We start from the raw sequence: 25,734 nt of genomic DNA on the forward strand, positions 1-25,734 counted from the left end.
GGGCATGAGTGCTTTTCGGAGTGTTTCGCGACTGGTCAGCGGTGTGGGTCTCGGCGCGGTCGCCGCGCTGCACGCGGCATGGGCGAGCGGCTCGACCTGGCCGGCACGCAACCGTCAGGAGCTCGCCGAAGCCGTCGTGGGGAACCGCAACGCGCTGCCTGATCGGCGCGCCACTGCGGCCGTTGCAGGCATTGCGGGCGTCGCAGCGGTGACGACCGCCGGCGCGTTCGGCGAGAGCACCGCCCTTGTGCGCGGGCGACGCCTGGTCGGTGTCGCGCTGCTTGGCCGCGCAGCCCTCGGCGGCGACGTCGCACTCGCGCTGCTCGGAATGCCGCCAGCGGGGAAGCGCTTCCTCGCGCTCGATGACCGCTGGTACCGCCCGCTGTGTGCGGTGCTCGGCGTTGCCGTACTCGCGGGGGCACGCCGCACGCGCAACGCGCCCCCCGAAGGAACCGACTCGTCGCGCCTATAGCTTGCGGAGCAGCACCTTCTGCACCCGGTGGTTGGCTTCCTTGCGGAGCATGAGGGTGGCTCGCGCGCGGGTTGGCCGAATGTTCTCAATGAGATTCGGCTCGTTGATGTTGTTCCAGTACTCATCGGCGAGCGCCGACGCGACCTCGTCATCGATGCCCGCAAAGCGGCGGAAATGCGAGTTCGGGTTCGAGAACGCGGCCTCGCGGAGCCGGAGGAAACGGTTGCGATACCACTGATGGATGTCAGAGGTGCGTGCGTCGACGTACACCGAGAAGTCGAACAGATCGCTCACCGCGAGGGGGTGTTCCATCGACGCGGGCTGGAGCACGTTGAGGCCCTCGACAATGAGGATGTCGGGCTGACGCACCATCGTGTACTCGTCCGGCACGATGTCGTACAGCAGGTGGCTGTAGTGCGGCACCCGCACCTCGGCAACGCCGGCCTTCACCTGCGACACGAAACGCAGCAGCGCCCGACGATCGTACGACTCCGGGAAGCCCTTGCGGTGGCCGATGCCGCGGCGCTCAAGCTCGGCGTTCGGATAGAGGAAGCCATCGGTCGTGACGAGCTCTACGTTCGGCGTCTCCGGCCAGCGCGCGAGGAGGTCGCGCAGAATTCGCGCCACCGTCGACTTGCCCACGGCGACCGAGCCCGCGATGCCGATCACGAAGGGGCTCGGACGCTCGCCATTGCGCTGCAGAAAACCGCGCGTGCGCTGATGCATTTCGCGCGCAGCGATCGCGTACTGATTGATGAGCCGGCTGAGCGGTCGGTACACCTCGGAGACCTCGGCCATGTCGAGCGGCTCCCCAAGACCCCGAAACGCCGCGATCTCCGCCTCGGTGAGCGGCATTGGGGTCTCGCCCGCAAGGCGGGCCCACTCGTCGCGACCAATCTCGATGAAGGGCGAAGTGAACTCCGGGCGAACCAGCGCCTGAGTGTCCGTACTCGGCTCCTGTGGGTGTGTGCCCCCGCCACCCACGTCGGCGATGACGGGGATTGGACGTGTAAGCGGCTGCTGGGGTGAGTGGATCTCGGCCATTATCCACCCATCGTGCCATTAAACTGATGCCATGTGTGGAATCGTCGGATATGTCGGCCCAAATGATACGGTCGACGTTCTTATCAACGGACTGCGGCGTTTGGAGTACCGCGGCTACGACTCGGCGGGGATCGCCGTGGTTGATGACGACGGGGGTCTGACCGTCCGAAAGCGCTCGGGAAAGCTCGCGCGACTCGAGGAGCTCCTCGCGGACAGCCCGGTCTCTGCGTCCAACACGGGCATCGGGCACACCCGCTGGGCCACCCACGGCGGCCCGACGGATGAGAACGCTCACCCCCACCTCGGTGACGAGGGCAAGCTCGCGGTCATTCACAACGGCATCGTCGAGAACTTCGCTGAGCTGCGCGAGGAGCTCCTCGCCGACGGCATCGAGCTGCTCAGCGAGACCGACACCGAGGTGGTCGCTGGCCTGCTCGGCCGCGAGGTTGCCGCGACGGGCGACCTTGAAGCCGCCTTCCGTGCGGTCGTGAAGCGCCTGCACGGCACCTTCACCCTGCTCGCAACCCATCGCGACGAGCCAGGCAAGATTGTGGCGGCCCGCCACCACTCGCCCCTCGTCGTTGGGCTCGGCGACGGTGAGAACTTCCTCGGCTCGGACGTCGCGGCATTCGTCTCCTCGACCCGTCGCGCCGTGGCGGTCGACGAGGACAACATCGCCGTGATCACGCCCGAGGGTGTGCGCATCACCGACTTCGACGGCACCGAGGTGGAGTTCGAAGAGTACGAGGTGCAGTGGGACGCTGAGGCGGCCGACAAGGGTGGCTGGTCGTCCTTCATGGCGAAGGAGATCAACGAGCAGCCCGAGGCGATCGCCAACACCATTCGCGGCCGCATCGTCGACGGGCATGTCGAGGTGCCGGAGCTCACCGAGCTCGGCGCTGAGCGCCTGCAGAACGTCGACCGGATTGTCATCATCGCCTGCGGTACCGCATCGTACGCCGGCATGATCGGCGCCTACGCGATTGAGCAGTGGGCCCGCATCCCCGTTGAGGTGCAGCTCAGCCACGAGTTCCGCTACCGGGATCCCGTGCTCAGTGAGCGCACGATGGTCATCTCCGTGAGCCAGTCGGGCGAGACCATGGACACGCTCATGGCTGTGAAGTACGCAATCGAGCGCGGCGTCACCACCGTGTCGGTGTGCAACACGCAGTCGGCCACGATCCCGCGCGAGTCTGATGCTGCGGTCTACACGCACGCCGGCCCCGAGGTCGCGGTGGCCTCGACGAAGGCGTTTGTTGCGCAGATCACGGCGCTGTACCTGATCGGCCTGCACCTGGGAAAGGTGCGTGGCACGCTGTCGGCTGAGGACGAAGCGGAAGCCGTGCGCCAGTTCGAGGCACTGCCCGAGAAGATGGCAGAGGCCGTCGCGACCCACGAGCAGATCGCGCAGCTCGCGCACTGGATGGCGGACACCCGCTCGGTGCTCTTCCTCGGCCGCCACGTGGGCTACCCCGCCGCGCTCGAGGGCGCGCTGAAGCTGAAGGAGATCGCCTACATCCACGCCGAGGGCTTCGCGGCGGGCGAGCTGAAGCACGGCCCGATCGCGCTGATCGACCACGGCCAGCCCGTGTTCGTGCTCGTGCCGAGCCCCCGCACCTCGCCGCTCATGCACGCGAAGGTGGTGTCGAACATCCAGGAAATCCGCGCCCGCGGCGCCCGCGTGATCGCGATCGTGGAGACCGGCGATACCGCGGTGCTGCCCTTCGCGGACGACGTCGTACGGATCCCGCTCTCGGACGCGCTGTTCGACCCGATCCTGCAGGTGGTTCCGCTGCAGTGGTTCGCGCTCGAGCTCTCCACCGCGAAGGGGCTCGATGTTGATCAGCCCCGCAACCTCGCGAAGTCGGTCACGGTCGAGTGATTATTGGCATCGGGGTCGACACCGTCGACATCGCGCGCTTCGAGCGACAGCTTGAGCGCACGCCGGCGCTGCGCGCACGCCTCTTTACCGAGGCCGAGCGTGAGCTGTCGACCCCGTCGCTTGCGGCGCGATTCGCCGCGAAGGAGGCGCTCATCAAGGCGCTCGGGGGGTCTGACGGTGTGAGCTGGCAGGATCTCGAGATTCGTCGCGGCCCCGAGCGTGCGCCGGTCTTCGCCGCGACGCCCGGGCTCGCGGCAGCGCTAAGCCGTCGCGGCGCGGACCGCAGCCACGTCTCGCTCACCCACGATGGGGGAGTGGCCACCGCGTTCGTGGTCGTTGAACGCACCGAGGGGAAGCAGGAGACATGAGATCCGGATCCATGCGAGTCGCTGAAATCTCGCTTCCCGCCATTCGGCACAACGTACGACGGGTGCGCGAGCTGACCGGCGGGGCCGTCATCGTGGTGGTGAAGGCCGGAGGCTACGGTCACGGGGCCGCGATCACCGCCAACGCTGCCTTTGCGGCGGGTGCGACCATCGTCGCGACCGCGGACCTCGAGGAAGCGCTCGCGCTGCGTGACGCCGGCGTGACCGGCCCACTCTTGTGCTGGCTGCATGGCGTGCGCGCCGACTTCGGGGAAGCCGTCGACGCTGGGATCGAGATCGGTGTCAGCACCCTTGAGCAGCTCGAACGGCTCGGCGCAGCAGCGGCCGAGCGCGGATCCCAAGCTGTCGCGCAGCTGAAGGTCGATACGGGGCTTAGCCGCAATGGCTCGTGCCCCGACGACTGGCCCGTGATCTTCGCCCGCGCGGCCGAGCTCGAAGCCGAAGGCCTCGTGCGTGTGCGCGGTATCTTCAGCCACCTCGCGAACGCCGGGGACGAAGCCGACCGCGCGCAGGCCACACGCTTCGACGAGGCAATCGAGCTGTTGCGGCAGGCCGGAATTGATCCCGAGCTGCGGCACCTCGCCGCGAGCGCTGCGACGTTCTCGTCTCCGCACCTCCATTACAACGCCGTGCGCGTGGGGGTCACCGCCTACGGGCTCAGCCCCTTTGCCGACAAGACCTCGGCGCAGTTGGGCCTCATCCCCGCAATGACGCTGCGCTCCGAGATCATTGCGCTGCGCGGCGTGCCCGCGGGCACCGGGGTCTCGTATGGCTTCAACCATGTGTGCGAGGCGGCGACCACGCTGGCGCTCGTGCCCATGGGCTACGCCGACGGGATGCCGCGCGCGCTCAACGGCTCGGGTGCCTGGGTTACGGTTGCGGGCGAGCCACGCCCCATCGTTGGCCGCATCGGCATGGACCAGTTCATTATCGACGTTGGCCCACTCGCCGGGCGTCTGAGCCTCGGCGATCCGGTGGTGCTCTTTGGCGATCCCGAGCAGGGGTATCCGCCGGTGGAGATCTGGTCGGGCCTCATGCGCACGATCAACTACGAGATCATCGCGAGCATCGGGCCGCGCGTGATCCGCGTGCCCATTGACGGACCAGACCGTAACCCGGCGGCGGACGCAGAGGCGCGCGCATGACGCTGGGCGCATCCCGCACGACGATCCATCACGTGGCCGACCCCGATGCAATGCACGAGCTCGGGCTGCGGCTCGGACGCGTGCTGCGCGCGGGCGACCTACTCATCCTCACCGGCCCGCTCGGCGCGGGGAAGACGACTCTCACTCGCGGCATCGGCGAGGGGCTCGAGGTGCGAGGACCCGTGCAGAGCCCGACCTTTGTGCTCGCACGAACGCACCCCTCGCTTGTCGGCGGCGCGCGGCTTGTACACGTCGACGCTTACCGCCTGGCCGACGCGGACGAGCTCGACGACCTCGACCTCGATTTCGAGGGTTCCGTCGTGGTGGCGGAGTGGGGCGCCGGTCTTGTGGACACCCGCGAGTCGTGGGTGGAAGCGGTGATTGAGCGTCCGCGCGGGGCGGACGACGAGATAGAAACGGACTGGTCGGAGGCGCCCGTGGAGGCGCGCACCGTCACCATCACCTGGACTGGCCCGCGCTGGGCCGAGGAGACACTGTGATTCTCACTGACGTGCCGGAGCTCGGCTCGCACGTATTGCTCGCGATCGATACCGCCATCGGCACGACCGTTGCGCTCGGCGCTGGCGGACGCGTGTGGAGCGCCGAGAGCGAGAACGCGCGGGGCCACGCGGAAGCGATTGGCACTCTGCTGCTCGACGTCTTCGAGGAGAGCGGTGTTGCACCTGCGCGCGTCACCGGGGTCGTCGCGGGCGTGGGGCCCGGGCCGTTCACCGGGCTGCGCGTGGGCATCGCGGCGGCGCAGGCATTTGCGCTTGGCCGCGGCGTGCCCCTGCTGCCGGTTGAGGGGCACGAGGCCGTGGCGCTCGCCGAGCTCGAGCGCGGGGCGACCGCGGGCGTGCGCGTCGTGCAGGATGCGCGGCGACGCGAGCTCTTCGTCACCGAGTATTCCGGGCTCGACTGGGCGGGCGTTCCCGTCCGCACCGCCGGCCCCGGGCTGTACGCGCGCGCTGACTACGTTCCCGTCGCCAACGAAGTGTGGCCCGAACGAATCCCTGGTGCCCCGCTGATCGGGATCGCTGCGCGTCGCCTCGCCGCCGGGCAGGAGTTCACGGATACGCAGGCGCGCTACCTCCGCGCTCCCGATGTGGCCCAGCCGGGAGCGCCGAAGCGAGTGAGCACGTGAGCGAGCCCGACACCGAGGCGGCCGCGGCACCGGCGCTGCGCCCCGCGACTGCGGCCGACGTCGATGCGATCTTCGCGCTTGAGTCGAGCTTGTTCGCGAACGACGCGTGGAGCCGCTCGATGCTGCACGACGAGCTCACGGGGGAGCTGCGCCACTATTTCGTGCTCACCGCCGCCGACAGCTCGACGATTCTCGGCTACGCCGGGCTGCTGGTCGTCGGCACCGAAGCGGACGTGCAGACGATCGCGGTGTCGCCCGAGGTGCGTGGCACGGGGCAGGGGCGACGGCTTATGGACACCCTGCTCCGGGTCGCTGCCGAAGCCGGCGCCCGCGAGGTGTTCCTCGAGGTGCGCGCCGACAACCCCGTGGCGCGCGGTTTGTATGCTTCCCTGGGCTTCGCCGAGATCGGTGTACGGCCCCGTTATTACCAGCCGGATGGCGTCGATGCGATCGTCATGCGGCACGAACTGAAGGAAACACGATGAGCGCCCGCGAACCCCTCGTCCTCGGCATCGAGACGAGCTGCGATGAGACCGGCGTCGGGATCGTTCGCGGTCGGACGCTGCTTGCCAACGAGATTGCATCGTCGATGGACGAGCACGCGCGCTTCGGCGGTGTGGTACCCGAGGTTGCGGCCCGCGCCCACCTCGAGGCGATGAGCCCCACGATCGAGCGCGCGCTCGAGACTGCTGGGGTGCGGCTCGAGGAGCTCGACGCGATCGCGGTGACGAGCGGGCCCGGGCTCGCGGGCGCACTGATGGTGGGCGTCGCGGCCGCGAAGGCGCTTGCCGTATCGCTCGGCAAGCCCCTCTACGCCGTGAACCACCTGGTCGGCCACGTCGGGGCTGACCTGCTGCAGGGCGAGGGACTGCGCCCGGTAGTCGGCACGGTGGGGGAGTTCGAGCTCCCTACGATTGCCCTGCTCGTGTCCGGCGGACACACCTCGTTGCTCCTTGTGCGTGACCTCGTGGGCGATGTCGAGTTGCTCGGTGAGACCATCGACGACGCCGCAGGTGAGGCATTTGACAAAGTCGCGCGTCTCCTCGGGCTGCCCTACCCAGGTGGCCCCCACATCGACCGGGTCGCCGCGGAAGGCAACCCAGAGGCGATCCGCTTCCCCCGAGGGCTGTCGCTGCCGAAAGACATGGCGAAGCACCGCTACGACTTTTCCTTCTCCGGGCTCAAAACCTCGGTGGCGCGCTGGGTAGAGAAGCACGAGGCGACGGGCGAGCCCGTTCCCGTGGGCGACGTCGCAGCGAGCTTCCGTGAGGCGGTCGCGGACGTGCTGTTGACCAAGGCCGTTGCGGCATGCCAGGATCTCGGGGTGCCGCGGCTGCTGCTCGGTGGCGGAGTGGTCGCAAACGCGCGCATTCGTGAGCTTGCTGCCGAACGCACGGCAGCGGCTGGGATCGAGCTGCGCGTGCCGCCGCTCTCGCTCTGCACCGACAACGGGGCGATGATCGCCTCGCTGGGCGCGCAGCTCGTCGCCGCAGGTCACGCCCCCTCGGGGCTCGATTTTGGCGCCGACTCCACGCTCCCAGTGCAGCAGATTCAGGTGGCGTAGGCGCAATTTGCGCAGGAAATTTCGCTTTTTCGTTCGAAAACGTTGTTTTTGCGTTCCCTGAGTCTAGGCTGAGAGTACGGAAACCGGCGGCATGCCGCCGCGATCACCGACTGAAGGAGCACCATGTCTGAGAACCTGCCCGGCAACGACCCCACCCAGCCGCCCGTGCCGCCCCAGGCACCCACCACCCCGCCCCAGGCACCCACCACCCCGCCGCAGGCACCCGCGGCGCCCGAGCAGGGCGCACCGGTCCCGCCACAGGCGCCGCCCGTGCCCCCGCAGGGAGCACCGGCGTACGGTCAGGCGAGCGCGCCCCAGGGCTACCCGCAGGCCGCATCGCAGGGCTACCCGCAGGGCGGCTACGCGCAGCCCCAGTCGAAGGGTCTCGCAATCGCGGGCATGGTGCTCGGCATCGTGGGCCTCGTGCTTTCGGTCGTGCTGTTCTTCCTGCCCGGTTTCGGCCCGCTGCTCGGCGTCGTGGGCATCGTGCTCAGCATCGTCGCGCTCGTGAAGAAGCAGTCGAAGGCGATGGCCATCACCGGCCTCATCACCGGCGCGCTGGCGATCATCGTCGGCATCATCGTCTGGATCATCCTTCTTGCGGGCTTCTCGCAGATCGCTAACGATCCCGACTTCCAGCAGCAGCTCGAGCAGCAGTTGCAGGAGCTCGAAGAGCAGAGCCAGACGCAGGAGTAGTCTCCCGCGCACGCAACGGGCCCGGGGCGATTCCCCGGGCCCGTTTTGCGTTTTTCTCCCGCGGGGTCAGAGGCTGAACGCTCCGGGGAGCTTGCCTGAACGGCGCTCGACGCGCACCACCCACTCGTCACTCGGCGCGAGTCGTGTCGCGATAGTCGCGCGCGAAGATGTTCACTACCATCTGTCCATCGCTCACGCGCTTGCCGCGCTCGTGCCCGTCGACGCTGCCGAGGCCTCGCTCGTCGAGCACTGCATCGAGCCACTCGCTTGCGTGTTCGATGTGCCGTCGATCCGCCGCGCTTGTGCGGGCGGGAAACTGCACGACGAGATAGGCCAAAGCGTCCTCGGCAACCGGCGTGAAACCACGCGCGAGGAAGAGCTCCGCGAGTTGCTCGGCGCACCTGGTATCAGGTGTAAGCCCAGTCTCGCTGAGTTTCGCTGCGCGGCCATTGGCGGTTACGGCTCGCAGCGCTCCGCAAGGATCGCGACATGGGCCCCGTCTGCACGGGTGAGGATGAGCGTGCCACGATTCGGCCCGCGAAGCTTGAGCCGGGTGCGCAGCGCCGCTGGATCCACATCTGCCCCGCGCTTTTTGATCTCCAGCGTGCCGATACCGCGCTCGGCCAGAGCCTTCCGCAATTCCTTCTCGCGGACGGGCAGCTCCGCGACCACGCGGAACGCCTGGGCAAACGGGGTGGGGGCGAGCCGGTCCGCCGTCAGGTATGCGATCCCGGGGCTCAGCATCCCGGCGCCGAGTTGGCGTGCCAGCATGCCGATCAACCGGGCACGGATCACCGCGCCATCGGGCTCGTAGAGGTACGTGCCGAGCGGGCGAACCTCCGCGTCGAGCGTGTCCGCGGGTGCGGCAAGCTCGTGGGCGCGTTCTCCGCGGATGACCAGCGCGGAGCGGAGCGCGTTCGGACGCGCGAGTGGGCCGAACCAGAGCCCCGTTTCAACGAGTTGCCCATCGACCGAGACCCACTGCGCCTCCGCGGTATCCGGGATGAGTTCGCGGTCGAGGCCTGGTCCGAGCTTGATGCCAGTGGGGAGCCGCTCGGCAAGACCGAACGCGAAGCTCAGACTGGGGGAGTAATCGTCGGGAGAAGCGACGCGGCGGGTATCCGAATGCCCGGCCGTGCGCCGCGCCGGGTCGAGGAAGACGCCGTCGGCGTCTGCTGCCCCGAGCTGTTCCGCATCACCGACGCGAACCTGCGGCGCGGGGAGCCGGAAATGCGCTGCCGCGATCCCAAGATTGTGCTCCGCGATACGCGCAGTGAACGGATCGAGCTCGACGGCGAGCGGCGAAATGCCCGCGCTGATGAGCGCCATTGACTCGGTGCCGATGCCGCAGCCGAGATCAGCCACCCGCGTGCACCCGGCGTCCCGGAAGCGCGCGGCATGCCGGGCCGCAACGGCACGACGCGTCGCTTGTTCGAGGCCCGCGGGGGTAAAGAGCAGCGACAGCGCCAGCTCGCCGAGCTTCGCCTGCGCCTTCAATCGCAGTTGTGCCTGCGTGAGTACCGCGGCCGTGTGCTCGGCGGCGAGCCCGTCTTTGCGGAGCTGCGTGTTGAGCCGAGCGGCATCCACTCCCGCGGCGAGGGCACCCACAGCGCGTCCCAGGGCGTCGACACCTGCGGTAGTGAACAGGAAGTCCCAGCCGGGAGGCACCGTTGATGCTGCGGCGGGGGAGAGCGGGCCAGGCACTGACTACATACTCGAGCCGGCGGCAGCGATGACCCCGACCCAGACGATGAACGCGATGAGAATCGCCCAGAACGCAACCTGGATGTACCCCAGCACGAGCGCGGTGACGGCGAGCCCGCGGCCGCCCTCGCCGGTACGACGAATCTGGTTCATGCTCAGATGGCCGAGCACCACCGGGACAACGAATGGCGCCACGAAGGCAGAGATCAGCGCGAGGATCGCGAGCGTGTTCGTGGGCGGCGCAGCGGCGGCGACGGGAACGTAGTAGGGCACCGCGTACGGCTGTTCAGCGGCCTGGTACGCGGGCTGCTGCGTGTGGTCGGCCTGCGCGGCCGTGTACTGCTGCGGCGCCACGTACTGCGGAGCGGCGTACTGCGGCGGAGCGTACTGCGGCGCCTGCGGCTGCTGCGGCACCTGCTCGGGATCCCCTGCGGGAAGGTTCTGGCTCACGGTGAATCCCTAGTAGCTGTACCCGGAGTAGCCGGCGTAGTCGCCGCCCACCGCGGCGATCGCGAACGCAATGAAACCGATGTAGAGCACGAAGAACAGGACGAGGAACACGATCGCGGCGTACCCGATCACGAGGCCGGTGATGGCGAGCCCGCGGCCCGCGTCGCCCGTGCGCTTGATCTGGCTGAGGCTCATGTGGCCAAACACCACACCCGCAATCGGCGCCATGAACGCGAGCAGGATCGCGAGTACGGCATACGTGTTGGTCTGCGCGAGCGTGGTGCCGCGCGGAGCCTGGGCGGGAGCGGGAGCGGCCGCGCGGTAGACCGGCTGGCCCGCCGCCGGGTATGCGGGCTGGCCAACCTGGGCCTGCGCGGCGTACGCGGGAACGCCGGGCTGCAGCGGGACGGTCGGCTGAGCCGCGGTCGGCTGCGCTGCCGTCGGCTGTGCGGCGTGGGGCTCAGGGGTGTTGGGGGTAGACATCGGTTCTCCTCGGGACGCGTGTCGAGGCTTGGGATCCGTGCCGTGGTCCCCTCGCCCTGTTCTTCCCACCATTCTACCGCCGCGTTTCTGCACGGCGCATGGGGTCGAGCCGTGAATCACCCCACCCCGTGCTGTGTGCGTTCGCTTGGAGCGATCCGCACAGTTGGCACTCCCCTTGCAGGAGTGCCAATGCGCGTCCTAGACTCGATGGCAGACGCGCTCGCATCGGGCGGGCGCGAGAACTTTCGCACACTGGAAAGAGGTCAACTGTGTCGGTTGCCATCAAGCCGCTCGAGGATCGCATCGTTATCAAGCAGGTCGAGGCTGAGCAGACCACCGCCTCCGGTCTCGTGATCCCTGACAGCGCCAAGGAGAAGCCCCAGGAGGGCGAGGTCGTTGCAGTCGGCCCCGGCCGCGTGTCTGACAGCGGCACCCGCATCCCCCTCGACGTCGCCGTGGGCGACGTGGTGATCTACTCGAAGTTCGGCGGCACCGAGGTCAAGGTGTCGGGCGACGATTACCTCGTGCTCTCGGCACGCGATATCCTCGCAGTCGTTACGCGCTAAGCGCTTTTCGTTCTGCACTCCGGGGCCGACGCGTTTCGCGTCGGCCCCGGTTTTATTGTTTGCGCTTCACTCGACAGGAACCCCGTGCCCGTAGTTGCTCCTCGCGGAGAGTCCCAGCGCGGACTCCTCGCTGCCCTCGCCGCCTACACCCTCTGGGGTTTCCTGCCGCTCTACTTCGTGCTGCTGGTGGGCATCAACGCGTTCGAGATCGTCGCGTGGCGGATCTTGCTCACGCTCGTGTTCTGCGCGATCCTCATCACCGTGCTTCGCCAGTGGGGAGAGGTGGGACGCGTGCTGCGCGACGGCCGACTCCTCGGGCGGCTCGCCCTCGCCGGAGCGGTGATCTACGTGAACTGGCAGACGTATGTGCTGGCGTCAACGTCAGGACACGTGCTTGATGCGTCGCTCGGGTACTTCATCAACCCGGTGGTCACGATCCTGTTGGCCGTGCTGCTGCTTGGCGAGCGGCTGGGCCGCGTGCAGTGGATCGCGCTTGGCGCCACGGTGGTCGCGTTTGTCATCATCGCGGTGGGGTACGGCACCTTCCCGTGGGTGGCGCTCGTGCTCGCGCTGTCCTTCGGCTACTACGGATTTGTGAAGAAAGATGTGGGCGGCCGTGTTGCCGCGCTGCCGGGGCTCTTCGTCGAAACTCTCGTGCTCACGCCGATCGCGCTGATCGTGCTCGCAGTGCTCGGCGCCACGCGCGGACTCGACGCGCTGAGCGCTCCGCCCGCGGAAGTGTGGATTCTCTCCGGAGCGGGGATCGCGACCGCGGTGCCGCTGCTCCTGTTCGCCGCGAGCGCGCGCAGGATCTCGCTCACGGCGCTCGGCTTCGCGCAGTATCTTGCGCCCAGCATCATGTTCCTGGTGGGCTGGTTGATCCTCGGCGAGCACATTCCGGTCGCGCGCTGGATCGGCTTCGCGGTGGTGTGGGGCGCGCTGATTGTGCTGTCGGTCGAGACGCTTCGCGCGGGCAGGCGGAGACCGTAGCGACGGGCACGGCGCCCGCCGGGCCCGCCGCCCGCCCGCTAATGTGGTGGGCGAACGGGGCGGCGATGGCCCCGCCAAGCGCCAAGGAGCCCAATGACGCCGCTGCCAGATTCCTGGGACGAGACTGATCGCCAGATCGCGGCGGTGCTGCAAATCTCTGGTCGCGCATCTTGGGGCGCGGTCGCGCGACTCCTGGAGCTGCCCGAGCGCACGGTGGCGCGCCGGGGCCAGCGACTCATCGACCTCGGGGTGATTAAGGTCTCCACCTATCTCGATGCGACCACCGTGTACCAGGCGCGCTCGGTGGTGGTGCGTGTGCGCACCGCGGCGGGCGCCGCGCGAACGGTCGCGGCGGCGATCGCGGGGCGCGCTGATGCCTCCTCCGTCTCGGTGCTTGAGGGGGCACGGCAGGTGGTCGCGCTGCTCATCCTCTCCGAACCGGAACGGGTGGCCGATGTGCTCCTCGACGAACTCCCCGCGATACCCGGTGTGCTGGATTCTGAGGCGATGACCGTACTCCGCCCCTACCGCTCCGGCTATGACTGGATGATGACGAATACGATCTCGCCCGAGGTGCGTGCGCAGGCGGAGGCGGAGACGCTCGCCGCGCTGCAGGAGGACGCCGAACCCGTGGCCGACCTCACGGAGCAGGACGAGCGGCTGATCGCGCTGCTCGCCGAGGATGGCCGGATGCCGGCCACGCGCCTCGCGGAGCGGCTGGACGCGAAAACCGGAGTCGTGCGCCGCCGGGTGGAACAGCTCATTGCCACCGGCACGCTGCGCGTGCGCGCCGAAGTGCTTCCCGGGGTGTTCGGGCTGCGCGTGGAGGCAATGGTCTGGCTGCGCGTGCCGCCCGGGCGGGTGGACGATGTGGGCCGGCGGCTCGCCGCCTCGGGGGAGGTGCGCTTCTGCTCGGCGGTGTCCGGTGAGTACCAGCTGATGGTGGACGTGCTGGCGCGGGGCGAAGAAGCGCTGCTCGAGTTCCTTGCTGGTGTTCTCCGAGAGTTCGAGGGTGCCCAGATCGGTGATCTCTCGCTGGTTCTTGCCCCCGTGCGGCGCGGGCCGCTCAGCCTCACCACTTGAATAGTCTGCCAATCAATTTCCAACAGAGTGAAAACTTCGACATTGTAAATTCATAATTTGCAATTCTCGGCCAATCGTGATGAGATGCTCTCAGTCAACGATTGGTCAACAATGCCCACTTCTTCGCACTCCCTCTCCAGCCGGGATCAGGCAGCACTCGCAGCTGAGCGCGCCCCGATCATCGGCATCACGGTGTGGCGCCGTACCCTTCCGACCTACCTCGGCGAGCGCACGGATCTCTTCACTCTCGGAACCGAGTACGCGGCGCGCGTCGCCGCGGCCGGCGGCGTCCCGCTGCTGCTCGCTCCCGTGGCGGATGAGCACGTGCCCGCACTCCTGTCGCGCATCGACGGCCTCCTGCTGTCCGGCGGTCAGGACCTCACCCGCGAGCTGCGCGGCCTCAAGCCGAGCGCGGTGGAGGCCGCCGACACCGATCCCGAGCGAGACGCGTTCGAGCGGGCCCTGCTGCTCGGTGCTCAGGAGCGAGAGCTGCCAGTCCTTGGCATCTGTCGCGGCCTGCAGCTGACGAACGTGGTGCTCGGCGGCACACTCATCGAAGACATTCCGCGCACAGCGGTGCACCCCGCGCAGGACACTCCCGAGGCGTTCCTCGGGGACCGTCACGAGGTTACCTTCGCCGCGGGGAGCGCCCTCGCCGCCGTGTACGGCACGGCGTCGCGCGAGGTGAACACGATCCACCACCAGGCAATCGACGCGGTTGCGGATGGCCTGGTGGTCAGCGCCCATGCCGCAGACGGCATTGCCGAGGCCGCCGAGTCGACGTCTGACGCCTGGCCGTTTCTCGGGGTGCAGTGGCACCCCGAGAAATTGACCGCGCCGGACGAGGTCGCCGCAGAGGCGCAGCTCTTCACCGGCTTCGTGGCAACCGCCACCGCATTCGCTGGGCGGACGCACCCCGCCGCCTAGCCCCGCACACTTCCCCTCCCACAACACGAGAAAGAACAGAATGACGAAGCAGATCTCCCTCACCTTCCCCAACGGCGCGAAGGCCATCGCAGAGCTCAACCTGGACAACGCGCCCGTCACCGCGCAGACGATCTGGGACGCGCTCGAGCAGCCCGTCGAGGTGCTCGCGGTGCACGCCGCCTTTGCGGGCCCCGAGATCATGACCGGTCTGCCCGAGTCGGCACAGAACTTTGACCCTGAGTCGATCCCGGTCGAGAACCAGACCTGTTTCCCCGCCGCGGGTGACCTGCTCTGGTACTATCAGGCTCCCAACCAGATGAAGAACATGTCCGAGGATCTCTGGGAGATCGGCGTGTTCTACGGCGACGGCGGCCGCATCTTCGGCCCGCTCGGCTGGACGCCCTGCAACATCTTCGCCTCGATCACCGAGGGCCTCGATGAGTTCGCAGCCGCGTGCGCGAACACCCGCATCGACGGCGCCAAGACGATCACCATTGCCCGCGTGAACTAACCACGCACCACCCCACCCTCAGTTCGAAAGAAGTCAGTCATGAAAAAAGCAGTGTCGCTTATCGCGATGGCCGGTGCCGTCGCTCTGGCCCTCACGGGTTGCTCCTCCGGGTCCGCCCCGGAGAGCGGTTCGAAGGACCAGCCCTTCGCTGGCCAGACCATCGTCGTCAATTCCTTCGGGGGCGACTACGAGGCCACGCTTCAGGAAGCGGTAATCAAGCCGTTCGAGGCAGAGACCGGAGCCAAGGTCGAGGTGGTGACTGCGTACAGCGCTGACGCGCTCGCGCAGCTCACGGCGCAGAAGGGCAAGCCGCAGCTGGACGTCGTGACGTTCTCGGGTGGCCAGGAGGTCGTTGCGGCGGCCGATGGGCTGCTCGCTCCGATCGCGGAGGCGGACATTGAGGGTGCCGCGGACCTCGTTCCCACCGCGCTTGACGGCGTGAAGCGCGGTGAGGGCGAGGGCCCCGTGATCCAGATTGCTCCGATGGGGCTCATCTACCTGAAGGATCAGGTGAAGGACGCTCCCACCTCGTGGGACGCGGTGCTTGACCCGAAGTTTGCCGGCCACGTTGCCCTCACCGACTTCTCGAACTCCTACGGCCTGCTCACCTTCCTCGCGATGAACGCGAAGCTTGGCGGCAGCACGGATGACGTGCAGCCCGGCCTCGACGCAGTCGGTGGCCTCCTCGCGAAGAACGACGCCGTCGTGACCGCGACGAGCCCCGAGATCCAGCAGGCATTCACCCAGCGCGACATCTGGCTGGCGCCCTACGCGCAGGACTACGCCTACACGCTCACGAAGGCCGGCCTGAACGTCGGCTTCACGGTGCCCGAGAACAGCCCCGCCTCGTACATCACGGCGAACGTCGTTGCAGGAACCGGCAAGGAAGACCTCGCGACCGCGTTCGTGAACTACCAGCTGCGCCCCGAGGTGCAGCTTGCCTGGGCAGACGCGCTCCGCTACTCGCCCACGAACATGACGGTGGAGATCCCCGCCGAGTTCGCGGAAGAGGTCATCGCGGGTGAGGGCCTCACCGGGCTCGTCCGCTTCGACCCGACCGAGATCGACGCGAAGCGCGCCGAGTGGGTCAAGGCCTGGAACGCACTCGTCGCCTCATGACCCAGCCGCTTCATCTCGCATCGCGCTCCAGCCGCGGACGTCAGCGTCCGTGGCTGGAGCCGCTGCTCCTGCTCGCTCCCGCGATCGTGCTCATGCTCATCGGCTTCTTCTTGCCGGTGCTGCAAATGCTGCTCTCCTCCGTGACGAGCGTGCAGGGCGTCGCGGGATTCTCCCTCGGCAACTACGCCGAGGTCTTCCAGAGCGACTACTACCTGTCGGCGATGGGACGCTCTCTTCGCCTGTCGCTCATCCAGACCGCGATCACCCTGGTGCTCGCGCTGCCGCTGTCCTACCTCATGACGCGCGTCTCCGGCCGCGTCTCGAGCATCCTGATGGCCGTGATCATCCTCCCGCTCATGACGAGCGTCGTGGTGCGCACCTTCGGCTGGGTCGTGCTACTCGCGCCCAACAGCTGGCTCGGCCAGTTCGCAAAGAGCCTTGATCCTGTTGCGTACGGGCAGGGGCTGCTCGGAACCGAGGCCGGCATCGTCATCTCGATGGTGCAGGTGCTGCTGCCGTTCGCCGTGCTCACGCTGTACGGCGTGATGCAATCGATTGATCCCAAGCTCGAAGAAGCCGCGCGCACGATGGGAGCTGGATTCCTCCGCACCCTCCGCACGGTCGTCTTCCCCCTGTCGCTTCCCGGCCTGGTTGCGGGCGCCACCCTGGTGTTCGCGCTCTCGGTCAGCTCATTCATCACCCCGCGCCTCGTGGGTGGCTCGCGCCTCCCGGTACTTGCCGGCACGATCTACAACGACGCGACGGTGAACCTCGACTGGCCCTTTGCTGCGGCGCAGTCGACCCTGCTCTTCCTTGCGGTCGTGATGCTGATCTTCGCGACCTCCCGCATCGGATCGAGGAAATAATCATGGTCAAAGCCGTACCCGGCTGGATCCGCGCGGTCGCGGTCCTGCTCGCCGTCGCGATCGGCGCGTACATGCTGCTGCCCATCATCGTGGTGGCCATCTCCTCCGTGAACTCGGAGCGCTTCCTGAGCTTCCCACCCAAGGGCTTCAGCCTGCAGTGGTACGAGATGGTGCTCACGACGGACACCTACCTGCAGCCCTTCCTGACGAGCCTGTGGATCGGCCTCCTCGTTACCGCGGTTGCTGTGGTTGTGGGCACGGCCGCGTCGATCGCGCTGACCCGCTTCCAGATTCCTGGCTCGCAAGCGATCCTGAGCTTCCTCATGGCGCCCATCATCGTGCCGAGCATCATTCTCGGCATCGCGCTGCTTGCGTTCCTCTCCGTCTACGCGGGAGGCGCCTCGCTCGGGGGCATCATCATCGGCCACATCGTGCTGGCGATCCCGTACGTCGTGCGCACCGTATCCGGTGTGCTGCTCCAGCAGGATCGCTTCACCGAGGAAGCCGCGCGCACCATGGGTGCGAACTGGTGGCAGCGCTACCTGCTGGTGCTCCTTCCGATGTGCAAGTCCGGCATTTTCGCCGGCGCGTTCTTCGCATTCAACATCTCCTTCGACGACGCGGTGGTCGCACTCTTCCTGCGCAGCCCCTCCGTTGAAACCCTCCCGCTCGCGATCTATGGCCGACTGGAGTTCAGCCCGGACCCGTCGGTCGCCGCGGTCTCCACCCTGATGGTGCTCGTCACCGTTCTCGTGCTCATCGGTTTCGAGCGCACCCTCGGACTTGGAAAGGTAATGGCCTAATGGCTGATCTCGTCATCTCCGGGCTGCGGAAAGAGTTCGGCTCCTCCGTTGCCCTGTCAGAAATCTCACTGGACGTCGCCTCCGGCACGTTCATGTCGCTGCTCGGCCCGTCGGGCTGCGGCAAGTCCACACTGCTGCGCTGCATCGCGGGGCTCGAGACTGTGACGCGCGGCTCGATCCACATTGGCGCCGAGAACGTCACCGCGCTGCCGCCCGAGAAGCGACGCCTCGGCATGATGTTCCAGTCGTACGCGCTCTTCCCGCACATGTCGGTACTCGAGAACGTACGCTTCCCGCTCCGCATGGCGGGGGAGGGATCGAAGGCAGAGCAGCTGGAGCGTGCGGCCCATGCGCTCGAGCGCGTGCAGATGGGGCACCTTGCCGGGCGGAAGCCGCGTCAGCTCTCCGGCGGTCAGCAGCAGCGAGTTGCCCTGGCGCGTGCGATCGTGTCGCAGCCGCGCGTGCTGCTGCTCGACGAGCCGCTCTCCAACCTCGACGCGCGGCTGCGCGAAGACATGCAGATCGAGCTGCTCGAGCTGCACCGCGAGCTCGGGCTCACCACGGTCTTCGTGACGCACGACCAGGATGAGGCGATGAGCCTCTCCGACCTCGTCGTGCTGATGAACGTCGGTCGCGTGCAGCAGCAGGGTCGCCCCGAAGAGATCTACGGCGCGCCGAGCACGGTGTTCGCCGCGGACTTCCTGGGAGCCGCGAACCTGCTGCCCGGCACCGTGACCGCGCAGGGCACCGTGCAGCTCGCGGGCGGCCACGAGGTACCGGTCCCGCCGCACACGCTGGCGATCGGCGCAGACGCTGTGGTGGGTCTCCGCCAGGAAGACCTCCGCCTCGAGGCTGGCGCCGATGATGATGCAGTACTGCCCGTCGAGGTCGTCGCTCCGGTGTTCCGCGGCTCGGAGGTGCAGTACGTCGTGGACTACGGTGAGCAGCGACTGCGTCTGATCGCGGACAAGCGCGGCGCGGTGATGCCCGCCGGGCCCGCACGCCTCAGCTGGCGCGTCGCAGACTCCTTCGTGCTCGACCCGGCGGACGTGTAACCGCCTGCTTCGCACGCCGCACCACCCCGCGTGGGGCGCCGAGGCGCCGCACGCACCGAGGCCCGGGAATATCACCCGGGCTTCGGTCGTTTACGATGGAACAAGCGACCCACCACCCACGGGCCTGCTGAGGACGTCCGCATCAATACCAGTAAAGAGGTTCCATGGAACAGCGCGATCCCTTCGCTTTCACCGGCCTGACCTACGATGACGTGCTGCTGCTGCCTGCGCACACCGATGTCATCCCCAGCGAGGCGGACACCTCGACCCAGCTCACGCGCCGTATCAAGCTGCAGATCCCGCTGATCTCTGCTGCAATGGACACCGTCACCGAGACCCGCATGGCGGTCGCGATGGCGCGCAACGGCGGGCTCGGGATCCTCCACCGCAACCTGTCGATTCAGGATCAGGCCGAGATGGTCGACCGCGTCAAGCGGAGCGAAGCCGGCATGATCACCAACCCCGTCACCACCACGGTCGAGGCGACCGTGGCCGAGGTAGACGCGCTGTGCGGCGAGTACCGCGTGTCGGGCCTGCCCGTCGTGGACTCGAGCGGTGTGCTGCTCGGAATCATCACAAACCGCGATATGCGCTTCATCGATCCGAAGGACCGTGCCAACGTGCGCGTCGCCGACGCGATGACGAAGATGCCGCTCATCACGGGCCCCGTCGGCATCTCCCGCGAGGACGCCGCCGACATCTTCCGCAAGCACAAGATCGAGAAGCTTCCCCTCGTTGATGGTGAGGGGCGCCTCACGGGTCTCATCACCGTCAAGGACTTCGACAAGGAAGAGCAGTACCCCTTCGCCACGAAGGACGACGCGGGTCGTCTCCGCGTCGGCGCTGCGGTCGGCTTCTTCGGCGACGCCTGGAAGCGTGCCGGCCAGCTCGTTGACGCGGGCGTGGACGTGCTCGTGGTCGACACCGCGAACGGCGACAGCCGCGGCGTGCTCGACATCATCGCGAAGATCAAGGGCGACCCGGCGTTCGCCGGTGTCGACGTGATCGGCGGCAACGTCGCGACGTACGCCGGCGCGAAGGCGATCGTCGACGCCGGCGCAGACGCCGTGAAGGTGGGCGTTGGCCCCGGCTCGATCTGCACCACGCGCGTCATCGCCGGTGTGGGCGTGCCCCAGGTCACCGCGGTCTACGAGGCAGCAAAGGCGGCCACACCCGCCGGCGTGCCGGTGATCGCTGATGGTGGGCTGCAGTACTCGGGCGACATCGCGAAGGCGCTCGTCGCCGGAGCTTCGTCCGTGATGATGGGCTCGCTCCTCGCCGGTACCGACGAGAGCCCCGGCGACCTCGTGTTCGTGGGCGGCAAGCAGTTCAAGAACTACCGCGGCATGGGCTCGCTCGGCGCGCTCCAGACTCGCGGTGAGCGCACCTCGTACTCGAAGGACCGCTACTTCCAGGCGGACGTGCCGAGCGACGAGAAGCTGATCCCCGAGGGCATCGAGGGCCAGGTGCCCTACCGTGGCCCGGTCGGCGCGGTCGCGCACCAGATGATCGGCGGCCTGCGCCAGTCGATGTTCTACGTGGGCGCACGCTCGGTGCCCGAGCTGAAGGAGCGCGGCAACTTCGTCCGCATCACCTCGGCTGGGCTCAAGGAATCGCACCCGCACGACGTGCAGATGGTTGTTGAAGCGCCGAACTACAAGCGCTAAGCCCGCCGCACTGGGTCCCCGGGGCGCCGCAGACTTCGGTCGGCGGCGCCCCGCGGCGTTTCCGCGGCGGGGACACCCCCAGGCAGGGTTCGATAGACTGGGCGGGTGAGCAACGAGATCGAGATCGGCCGCGGCAAGCGCGCACGTCGCGTGTACACCTTCGATGAGATTGGGGTGGTGCCGACGCGACGCACCCGCGACCCCGAGCTCGTCTCGACCGCCTGGTCGATCGACGCCTTCCAGTTCGAAATTCCGGTGCTCGGTGCGCCGATGGACTCGGTGATGTCGCCAGAGTCCGCGATCGCACTCGGCAAGCTCGGCGGCCTCGGCGTGCTGAACCTCGAAGGTCTCTGGACCCGGCACGAAAACCCCGAGCCGCTGCTCGCAGAGCTGGCGCAGATCACCGACGGTGTCGAGGCGGTGCACCGCATGCGCGAGCTCTACGCAGCGCCGATCCTGCCCGAGCTGATCCGCGATCGCCTCGGACAGATCCGCGAGGCCGGTGTGACGGTGGCGGGCGCCCTCTCTCCGCACCACACTGCTGAGTTCACCGATACGGTCGTGAAGGCCGGCGTCGATCTCTTCGTTATTCGTGGCAACACGGTCTCGGCAGAGCACGTTGCGCGCGAGGGCCGCGAGCCCTTGAACCTCAAGCAGTTCATCTACGAGCTCGACGTCCCCGTGATCGTGGGCGGCGCTGCGACATACCAGACTGCCCTGCACCTCATGCGCACAGGCGCGGCGGGCGTGCTCGTCGGCTTCGGCGGGGGCGCCTCCTCGACGACGCGCGTAACGCTCGGCATTCGCGCGCCCATGGCCTCGGCAATCGCTGACGTTGCTGGCGCGCGCATGGACTACCTCGACGAGTCGGGTGGCCGCTACGTGCACGTCATCGCCGACGGCGGCCTTGGCAGCTCGGGCGACATGATCAAGGCCGTCGCCTGCGGTGCCGATGCTGTGATGCTCGGCGGTGCGCTCGCGAAGGCGACCGACGCCCCCGGTCGCGGCTGGCACTGGGGACAGGAGGCACACCACGAGGATCTGCCCCGCGGTCGCCGCGTGGCAGTGGAGCAGGTCGCTCCGCTCACGGAGATCCTGAACGGCCCCGCAAACGTCGCAGATGGCAGCTCGAACCTCGTCGGCGCGCTTCGCCGCGCGATGGCCACGACCGGCTACTCGGAGCTCAAGGAGTTCCAGCGGGTTGGGCTCGTCTACGCCGAGCGCTAAACCCGAGTGCGCGCCGGCACCCCGGCGCGCACCCCGCCACCACGAACCGAGAAACGAGAAGACCTCCCGTGTCGACACCGTCGAAGCCCGAGTACCTGGGGGAGCCCACCCTCGGGCAGGTGATGCGCCGGCCGTTGTGGATCCTTGCACTGCTGCTCGCGCTCGCGGTCGCTGGCGGATTCGCGTGGCTCGGCCAGTGGCAGATGAGCATCGCGGTGCGCAGCGACGACCCCGAGCTCGTCGACACGGAGACGCCCCGCACCCTCTCCGAGGTGAGCGATCTCGCGAAGGGAGTGACGGAGGACGCCGCCGGCGTGGTCGTTGACCTGAGCGGAGAGTTCGTGCCGGGCGACTCGCGCGTGGTGGCGCCACGTCAGAACGACGGCACCAACGGCGCGTGGGTCGTGGGGCACCTCGTCACCGAGGATCCGGAGCGCGCGCACCTCGCCGTCGCGATCGGCTGGGCGCCCAGCCCGGAGGCCGCCGAGGCCGCCATCCCGCAGCTCGAAGCTGCCGCGGGCTTCGCCGCGCCGCGCGAGCTGGAGGGCCGCTACATGCCGCCCGAGGGGCCGCAGGTGCCGAAGCCTAGCGATGACCCGCAGGCGATGCCGACGATGATCCCCGCGCACTTCGCAAACGTGTGGGCCGACGTCGACGCCCCGGTCTACTCGGGCTACCTCGTGCTGCACGAAACGGCAGACGTCCCCGAGCTCCTCGCCGCAGCAGACCTCGATGTGGTCGACTCCGTGCCGCCGCTCCCCGCCGAGAAGGTGAACTGGCTCAACGTCTTCTACGCGATCGAGTGGGTCGTGTTCGCTGGCTTTGCCGTCTTCTTCTGGTTCCGCCTCACCCGCGACGCCTGGGAGAAGGAGCACGAGCTGAAGGCCCTCCGGGAGGCCGCCGAGCAGGAGGCCGCGGCCGGCCCCGATCCCGAGCGAGACCTCGCAGATTCCCGCCCCGAATAGAATGGACACCATGAAACTCCAGCCGAAGCCCTCCGACTACCCGCGGATTCGGAAGGCGCTGAGCTTCTACAAGGTCACCTCGGTGATCACGGGCGTGATGCTGCTGCTGCTCGTCGCCGTCATGGTCATGAAGTACGCGTTCCAGGTGCAGCTGTTCCTGTTCACTCCCGACGCGTTCGCCGAGTTCGTGCCGCTCGCCCCCGAGGGCGTTGACAGCGACTTCGTGCCGCAGGGCTTCGATCTGTTCAAGGCGATCCTCATCGCCCACGGCTGGTTCTACGTGATCTACCTGATCTCCGACTTCATGCTGTGGAGCCCCATGCGCTGGCACTTCGGAAAGTTCCTGCTCATCGCGCTCGGCGGCGTCATTCCGTTCATGTCGTTCTTCCTGGAGGCCCGTATTGTGCGCCAGGTCAACGGCTTCCTCGCGAGCGTCGACGGCTGCTCCGCGCCGGCGAGCGCCGCAGTCGACAGCAGCGCGGGATCGGCCTCGGCCTAGCCGCGCTCACCGTCCGCAGCGGAGTGCGCCGAGCCTCGATCCCAAGCTGGGCGCGCAGCCCCCGCTCAGGCGGTAGAATCTTCCCTTATCTCCCTCCCCACAGCTGAAAGGCCGAAGCACTCGAACATGGCGAATCAGGAACAACAGACGGACACCGGGCACCGCCCCGTCCTCGTGGTCGATTTTGGCGCGCAGTACGCGCAGCTGATCGCCCGCCGCGTGCGCGAGGCCGGGGTGTACTCCGAGCTCGTTCCGCACACCGTGACCGCGGCTGAGGTCGCGGCCAAGCAGCCCCTCGGCATCGTGCTGTCCGGCGGCCCCTCGTCCGTCTACGAAGAGGGCGCGCCCTCGTTTGACGACGCGATCTTCGATCTGGGGATCCCCGTGCTGGGGATCTGCTACGGCTTCCAGGTGATGGCTCGCGCGCTCGGCGGCGAGGTCGGCAACACCGGTGACCGCGAGTACGGCGCCACCGAGGCGACCGTGGTCGGCGATGGCGGCGCGATCCTGGGCGGCCAGCCCGACACGCAGAACGTATGGATGAGCCACGGCGACGCCGTGCAGGCCGCACCCGCGGGCTTCGACGTGCTCGCAAAGACCGCGGTGACGCCCGTCGCAGCCTTCGGCTCCGCCGAGCGCAAGATGTACGGCGTGCAGTGGCACCCCGAGGTGAAGCACTCGGACCACGGGCAGCGCATCCTCGAGAACTTCCTCCACCACGTCGCGGGGATCCCGGCCGACTGGAACGCGGGCAACGTGATCGCCGAGCAGGTGGCGCGCATCCGCGAGCAGGTGGGCAACGCCCGCGTCATCTCCGCACTCTCGGGCGGCGTGGACTCGGCTGTCTCGACCGCCCTCGTGCACAAGGCGATCGGCGATCAGCTGACCGCAGTGTTCGTGGACCACGGGCTGCTCCGCAAGGGGGAGCGCGAGCAGGTGGAGCGCGACTACGTCGCATCGACCGGTGTGCGTCTCATCACGGTTGAGGCCGAGGACATCTTCCTGGGCCACCTCGCCGGAGTCACCGACCCCGAAGAGAAGCGCAAGATCATTGGGCGCGAGTTCATTCGCGCGTTTGAGAAGGTGCAGCTCGACCTGGTCGCCGAGGCCAAGGCTGAGGGTGAGCCGATCAAGTTCCTCGTGCAGGGCACGCTCTACCCCGACGTTGTTGAGTCGGGCGGGGGCGCCGGCACCGCGAACATCAAGAGCCACCACAACGTCGGTGGGCTCCCCGAAGATCTCGACTTCGAGCTCATCGAGCCGCTGCGTGCCCTCTTCAAGGATGAGGTGCGCGCCATCGGCCGCGAGCTCGGCATTCCCGAAGAGATCGTTGGGCGTCAGCCGTTCCCCGGCCCCGGCCTGGGGATCCGCATCGTGGGCGAGGTCACCCGTGATCGTCTGGAGACGCTGCGCGAGGCCGACGCGATCGCTCGCGCCGAGCTGACCGCGGCAGGTCTGGACCAGGAGATCTGGCAGTGCCCCGTCGTGCTGCTCGCCGATGTGCGCTCTGTGGGCGTGCAGGGAGATGGCCGTACCTATGGCCACCCCATCGTGCTGCGCCCCGTGTCCTCCGAGGACGCGATGACGGCTGACTGGACGCGCGTGCCGTACGACGTGCTCGCCCGCATCTCGAACAAGATCACCAACCAGGTGCCCGAGGTCAACCGTGTGGTGCTCGACGTGACGTCGAAGCCGCCGGGGACCATCGAGTGGGAGTAAGCCTTCCGGCGTTCGCGTCGCTCGGCTAAACCGGAAACGCCGGGGTGCACCATGCGGGTGCGCCCCGGCGTTTCTGCGTTCGTTGTGAGGCCGCTCGGTGCTGCTCGGTGCAACGTGTCTACTCCGGGGCGAACGTTACTCTGCACTGAATGTGCCAGAATAGCTGCGTGCTTGGGGAGAGAATTCGGCGTCGGCGGCAAGAGCTTGGCCTCAGTGCGCAGCAACTCGCCAGGGCCGCCGAGCTTTCGCCCGCGCAGGTCAGTCAAATCGAGCATGGAAAGACCGATCCCAGCTTGAAGACGCTGCGACGGATCGCTCGGGCACTGAGTACACCGCTATTCGATCTGTTTGCTGAGCGTGGTGATGCTGCCGTGCGCGTGGTCCGAGAAAGTGACCGGATGATTGTCCGGTCGCCGCATGGGGGGCTGTCCTACTCGAGAGTTTCGCCGGGGAGCGGTCAGCTGGAGGTCCTCGCCGGGCACCTTGAGCCCGGTGCTGCTTCGAGTGATGAGCCCTGGTCGCACCCACCGAGCGAGGAGTGCGTTCTCGTTTCCGCGGGCATTCTCACCCTTGAGGTGGACGGCGAACTGTTTGAGCTTGCTGCGGGCGACAGTGCGACCTTCGCTTCAGTGCACCCTCATCGTTTTTTGAACCACACGAACAGTTCGGTGTTCTTTACGATTTCAGTGACGCCTCCGAGCTACTGACAAGACGTGTTGATCTGCCTTCAGCGGGTCCACGAACTCCTCTCGCCCGGGTATGTGTGG

The 25,734-nt window shown here is 67.8% G+C and carries 29 protein-coding genes and 1 pseudogene; 25 read left to right on the top strand and 5 right to left on the bottom strand.

Annotation, left to right across the window (positions count from 1 at the left end; all coding sequences use genetic code 11):
• The first annotated feature begins 4 nt into the window (after nt 1–4).
• The gene (locus D3226_RS03660; RefSeq protein ID WP_202381019.1) at nt 5–472 is read left to right on the top strand and encodes a DUF3995 domain-containing protein; all 468 of its coding nucleotides are present in this window, start codon (nt 5–7) and stop codon (nt 470–472) included.
• Here the strand turns inward: D3226_RS03660 and coaA are convergent.
• Entirely contained in the window at nt 467–1,516 is a 1,050-nt protein-coding gene (gene coaA, locus D3226_RS03665) for a type I pantothenate kinase (protein WP_202381020.1), read from the bottom strand. The two genes, D3226_RS03660 and coaA, sit on opposite strands and share 6 nt — an antisense overlap.
• 31 nt (nt 1,517–1,547) lie before the next feature.
• Between coaA and glmS the strand changes: the two genes are divergently transcribed.
• The 8 genes from glmS (at nt 1,548) to D3226_RS03705 (ending at nt 8,333) form a co-directional block, all read left to right on the top strand.
• Nucleotides 1,548–3,398, top strand: coding sequence for a glutamine--fructose-6-phosphate transaminase (isomerizing) (gene glmS / locus D3226_RS03670; protein WP_202381021.1), 1,851 nt, complete (start codon nt 1,548–1,550; stop codon nt 3,396–3,398).
• The gene (locus D3226_RS03675; RefSeq protein ID WP_202381022.1) at nt 3,395–3,766 is read left to right on the top strand and encodes a holo-ACP synthase; all 372 of its coding nucleotides are present in this window, start codon (nt 3,395–3,397) and stop codon (nt 3,764–3,766) included. Before glmS ends, D3226_RS03675 begins: the two co-directional genes overlap by 4 nt.
• Nucleotides 3,763–4,929, top strand: coding sequence for an alanine racemase (gene alr / locus D3226_RS03680; protein WP_237462214.1), 1,167 nt, complete (start codon nt 3,763–3,765; stop codon nt 4,927–4,929). Before D3226_RS03675 ends, alr begins: the two co-directional genes overlap by 4 nt.
• Nucleotides 4,926–5,429 carry a tRNA (adenosine(37)-N6)-threonylcarbamoyltransferase complex ATPase subunit type 1 TsaE gene (tsaE, locus tag D3226_RS03685; RefSeq protein WP_202381023.1) on the top strand — a complete coding sequence of 168 codons (504 nt, stop codon included), beginning with the start codon at nt 4,926–4,928 and terminating at the stop codon, nt 5,427–5,429. Before alr ends, tsaE begins: the two co-directional genes overlap by 4 nt.
• The gene (gene tsaB / locus D3226_RS03690; RefSeq protein WP_337248886.1) at nt 5,426–6,073 is read left to right on the top strand and encodes a tRNA (adenosine(37)-N6)-threonylcarbamoyltransferase complex dimerization subunit type 1 TsaB; all 648 of its coding nucleotides are present in this window, start codon (nt 5,426–5,428) and stop codon (nt 6,071–6,073) included. Before tsaE ends, tsaB begins: the two co-directional genes overlap by 4 nt.
• A complete protein-coding gene (gene rimI, locus D3226_RS03695; protein ID WP_202381024.1) occupies nt 6,070–6,558 on the top strand; it encodes a ribosomal protein S18-alanine N-acetyltransferase in 489 nt (162 codons plus the stop codon). The genes tsaB and rimI overlap by 4 nt, the downstream gene beginning before the upstream one ends.
• Nucleotides 6,555–7,637, top strand: a complete 1,083-nt coding sequence (gene tsaD, locus D3226_RS03700; protein ID WP_202381025.1) for a tRNA (adenosine(37)-N6)-threonylcarbamoyltransferase complex transferase subunit TsaD — start codon at nt 6,555–6,557, stop codon at nt 7,635–7,637. The genes rimI and tsaD overlap by 4 nt, the downstream gene beginning before the upstream one ends.
• A 123-nt stretch (nt 7,638–7,760) precedes the next feature.
• Complete coding sequence (locus tag D3226_RS03705) at nt 7,761–8,333, top strand: DUF4190 domain-containing protein (protein WP_202381026.1); 573 nt, start codon at nt 7,761–7,763, stop codon at nt 8,331–8,333.
• 127 nt (nt 8,334–8,460) lie between these two features.
• Here D3226_RS03705 and D3226_RS03710 read toward each other — a convergent pair whose 3' ends face one another.
• From D3226_RS03710 to D3226_RS03725, 4 genes are all read right to left on the bottom strand, one after another.
• On the bottom strand, nt 8,461–8,655 hold the full coding sequence (locus D3226_RS03710) for a hypothetical protein (protein WP_202381027.1): 195 nt from the start codon (nt 8,653–8,655) through the stop codon (nt 8,461–8,463).
• A 134-nt stretch (nt 8,656–8,789) separates the two neighbouring features.
• Nucleotides 8,790–10,037, bottom strand: coding sequence for a THUMP-like domain-containing protein (locus D3226_RS03715; RefSeq protein WP_420029080.1), 1,248 nt, complete (start codon nt 10,035–10,037; stop codon nt 8,790–8,792).
• Nucleotides 10,038–10,040: 3 nt separating this feature from the next.
• Nucleotides 10,041–10,487, bottom strand: a complete 447-nt coding sequence (locus tag D3226_RS15000; protein ID WP_202381028.1) for a DUF4190 domain-containing protein — start codon at nt 10,485–10,487, stop codon at nt 10,041–10,043.
• A gap of 9 nt (nt 10,488–10,496) precedes the next feature.
• On the bottom strand, nt 10,497–10,970 hold the full coding sequence (locus D3226_RS03725) for a DUF4190 domain-containing protein (RefSeq protein ID WP_202381029.1): 474 nt from the start codon (nt 10,968–10,970) through the stop codon (nt 10,497–10,499).
• Between the two features lie 269 nt (nt 10,971–11,239).
• On the opposite strand from D3226_RS03725, the gene groES reads away from it, so the two are divergent.
• The 16 genes and pseudogenes from groES (at nt 11,240) to D3226_RS14625 (ending at nt 25,674) form a co-directional block, all read left to right on the top strand.
• Nucleotides 11,240–11,536 carry a co-chaperone GroES gene (gene groES, locus D3226_RS03730; protein ID WP_202381030.1) on the top strand — a complete coding sequence of 99 codons (297 nt, stop codon included), beginning with the start codon at nt 11,240–11,242 and terminating at the stop codon, nt 11,534–11,536.
• Between the two features lie 84 nt (nt 11,537–11,620).
• On the top strand, nt 11,621–12,526 hold the full coding sequence (gene rarD / locus D3226_RS03735) for an EamA family transporter RarD (RefSeq protein ID WP_202381031.1): 906 nt from the start codon (nt 11,621–11,623) through the stop codon (nt 12,524–12,526).
• A 93-nt stretch (nt 12,527–12,619) separates the two neighbouring features.
• Nucleotides 12,620–13,609: an Lrp/AsnC family transcriptional regulator gene (locus tag D3226_RS03740; protein ID WP_202381032.1), complete on the top strand. Its 990-nt coding sequence runs from the start codon at nt 12,620–12,622 to the stop codon at nt 13,607–13,609.
• Between the two features lie 111 nt (nt 13,610–13,720).
• The gene (locus tag D3226_RS03745; RefSeq protein ID WP_202381033.1) at nt 13,721–14,536 is read left to right on the top strand and encodes a gamma-glutamyl-gamma-aminobutyrate hydrolase family protein; all 816 of its coding nucleotides are present in this window, start codon (nt 13,721–13,723) and stop codon (nt 14,534–14,536) included.
• A gap of 40 nt (nt 14,537–14,576) precedes the next feature.
• Nucleotides 14,577–15,047 carry a DUF3830 family protein gene (locus tag D3226_RS03750; RefSeq protein ID WP_202381034.1) on the top strand — a complete coding sequence of 157 codons (471 nt, stop codon included), beginning with the start codon at nt 14,577–14,579 and terminating at the stop codon, nt 15,045–15,047.
• 39 nt (nt 15,048–15,086) lie between these two features.
• Entirely contained in the window at nt 15,087–16,166 is a 1,080-nt protein-coding gene (locus D3226_RS03755) for an extracellular solute-binding protein (protein WP_202381035.1), read from the top strand.
• Nucleotides 16,163–17,032, top strand: a complete 870-nt coding sequence (locus D3226_RS03760; protein WP_202381036.1) for an ABC transporter permease — start codon at nt 16,163–16,165, stop codon at nt 17,030–17,032. Before D3226_RS03755 ends, D3226_RS03760 begins: the two co-directional genes overlap by 4 nt.
• A 2-nt stretch (nt 17,033–17,034) precedes the next feature.
• Entirely contained in the window at nt 17,035–17,835 is an 801-nt protein-coding gene (locus tag D3226_RS03765; RefSeq protein WP_237462215.1) for an ABC transporter permease, read from the top strand.
• A complete protein-coding gene (locus D3226_RS03770; RefSeq protein ID WP_202381037.1) occupies nt 17,835–18,890 on the top strand; it encodes an ABC transporter ATP-binding protein in 1,056 nt (351 codons plus the stop codon). Before D3226_RS03765 ends, D3226_RS03770 begins: the two co-directional genes overlap by 1 nt.
• A 164-nt stretch (nt 18,891–19,054) precedes the next feature.
• Complete coding sequence (gene guaB, locus D3226_RS03775) at nt 19,055–20,557, top strand: IMP dehydrogenase (protein ID WP_202381038.1); 1,503 nt, start codon at nt 19,055–19,057, stop codon at nt 20,555–20,557.
• Between the two features lie 105 nt (nt 20,558–20,662).
• Nucleotides 20,663–21,784: a GuaB3 family IMP dehydrogenase-related protein gene (locus D3226_RS03780; protein WP_202381039.1), complete on the top strand. Its 1,122-nt coding sequence runs from the start codon at nt 20,663–20,665 to the stop codon at nt 21,782–21,784.
• A 68-nt stretch (nt 21,785–21,852) separates the two neighbouring features.
• On the top strand, nt 21,853–22,749 hold the full coding sequence (locus D3226_RS03785) for an SURF1 family cytochrome oxidase biogenesis protein (RefSeq protein WP_337248887.1): 897 nt from the start codon (nt 21,853–21,855) through the stop codon (nt 22,747–22,749).
• Nucleotides 22,750–22,759: 10 nt separating this feature from the next.
• The gene (locus tag D3226_RS03790) at nt 22,760–23,248 is read left to right on the top strand and encodes a DUF3817 domain-containing protein (RefSeq protein WP_202381040.1); all 489 of its coding nucleotides are present in this window, start codon (nt 22,760–22,762) and stop codon (nt 23,246–23,248) included.
• Between the two features lie 126 nt (nt 23,249–23,374).
• Nucleotides 23,375–24,967: a glutamine-hydrolyzing GMP synthase gene (gene guaA, locus D3226_RS03795; RefSeq protein WP_202381041.1), complete on the top strand. Its 1,593-nt coding sequence runs from the start codon at nt 23,375–23,377 to the stop codon at nt 24,965–24,967.
• Between the two features lie 149 nt (nt 24,968–25,116).
• Nucleotides 25,117–25,305: pseudogene (locus tag D3226_RS15005) on the top strand (helix-turn-helix domain-containing protein); the annotation flags it as partial.
• 60 nt (nt 25,306–25,365) lie between these two features.
• Complete coding sequence (locus D3226_RS14625) at nt 25,366–25,674, top strand: cupin domain-containing protein (protein ID WP_237462216.1); 309 nt, start codon at nt 25,366–25,368, stop codon at nt 25,672–25,674.
• The last annotated feature ends 60 nt before the right edge of the window (nt 25,675–25,734 follow it).

This window comes from Leucobacter chromiireducens subsp. chromiireducens, assembly GCF_016758255.1.
Taxonomy (GTDB): Bacteria; Actinomycetota; Actinomycetes; order Actinomycetales; family Microbacteriaceae; genus Leucobacter; species Leucobacter chromiireducens.

Bases quoted from the DNA above. Each gene is read 5' to 3' on its own strand.
- guaA (WP_202381041.1), top strand. From the start codon at position 23,375: ATGGCGAATCAGGAACAACAGACGGACACCGGGCACCGCCCCGTCCTC.
- alr (WP_237462214.1), top strand. From the start codon at position 3,763: ATGAGATCCGGATCCATGCGAGTCGCTGAAATCTCGCTTCCCGCCATT.
- glmS (WP_202381021.1), top strand. From the start codon at position 1,548: ATGTGTGGAATCGTCGGATATGTCGGCCCAAATGATACGGTCGACGTT.
- D3226_RS03790 (WP_202381040.1), top strand. From the start codon at position 22,760: ATGAAACTCCAGCCGAAGCCCTCCGACTACCCGCGGATTCGGAAGGCG.
- D3226_RS03745 (WP_202381033.1), top strand. From the start codon at position 13,721: ATGCCCACTTCTTCGCACTCCCTCTCCAGCCGGGATCAGGCAGCACTC.
- D3226_RS03740 (WP_202381032.1), top strand. From the start codon at position 12,620: ATGACGCCGCTGCCAGATTCCTGGGACGAGACTGATCGCCAGATCGCG.
- tsaD (WP_202381025.1), top strand. From the start codon at position 6,555: ATGAGCGCCCGCGAACCCCTCGTCCTCGGCATCGAGACGAGCTGCGAT.
- D3226_RS03705 (WP_202381026.1), top strand. From the start codon at position 7,761: ATGTCTGAGAACCTGCCCGGCAACGACCCCACCCAGCCGCCCGTGCCG.
- D3226_RS03760 (WP_202381036.1), top strand. From the start codon at position 16,163: ATGACCCAGCCGCTTCATCTCGCATCGCGCTCCAGCCGCGGACGTCAG.
- D3226_RS03750 (WP_202381034.1), top strand. From the start codon at position 14,577: ATGACGAAGCAGATCTCCCTCACCTTCCCCAACGGCGCGAAGGCCATC.
- D3226_RS03770 (WP_202381037.1), top strand. From the start codon at position 17,835: ATGGCTGATCTCGTCATCTCCGGGCTGCGGAAAGAGTTCGGCTCCTCC.
- coaA (WP_202381020.1), bottom strand. From the start codon at position 1,516: ATGGCCGAGATCCACTCACCCCAGCAGCCGCTTACACGTCCAATCCCC.
- D3226_RS03755 (WP_202381035.1), top strand. From the start codon at position 15,087: ATGAAAAAAGCAGTGTCGCTTATCGCGATGGCCGGTGCCGTCGCTCTG.
- D3226_RS03725 (WP_202381029.1), bottom strand. From the start codon at position 10,970: ATGTCTACCCCCAACACCCCTGAGCCCCACGCCGCACAGCCGACGGCA.
- D3226_RS03660 (WP_202381019.1), top strand. From the start codon at position 5: ATGAGTGCTTTTCGGAGTGTTTCGCGACTGGTCAGCGGTGTGGGTCTC.
- tsaE (WP_202381023.1), top strand. From the start codon at position 4,926: ATGACGCTGGGCGCATCCCGCACGACGATCCATCACGTGGCCGACCCC.
- D3226_RS14625 (WP_237462216.1), top strand. From the start codon at position 25,366: ATGATTGTCCGGTCGCCGCATGGGGGGCTGTCCTACTCGAGAGTTTCG.
- guaB (WP_202381038.1), top strand. From the start codon at position 19,055: ATGGAACAGCGCGATCCCTTCGCTTTCACCGGCCTGACCTACGATGAC.
- D3226_RS03765 (WP_237462215.1), top strand. From the start codon at position 17,035: ATGGTCAAAGCCGTACCCGGCTGGATCCGCGCGGTCGCGGTCCTGCTC.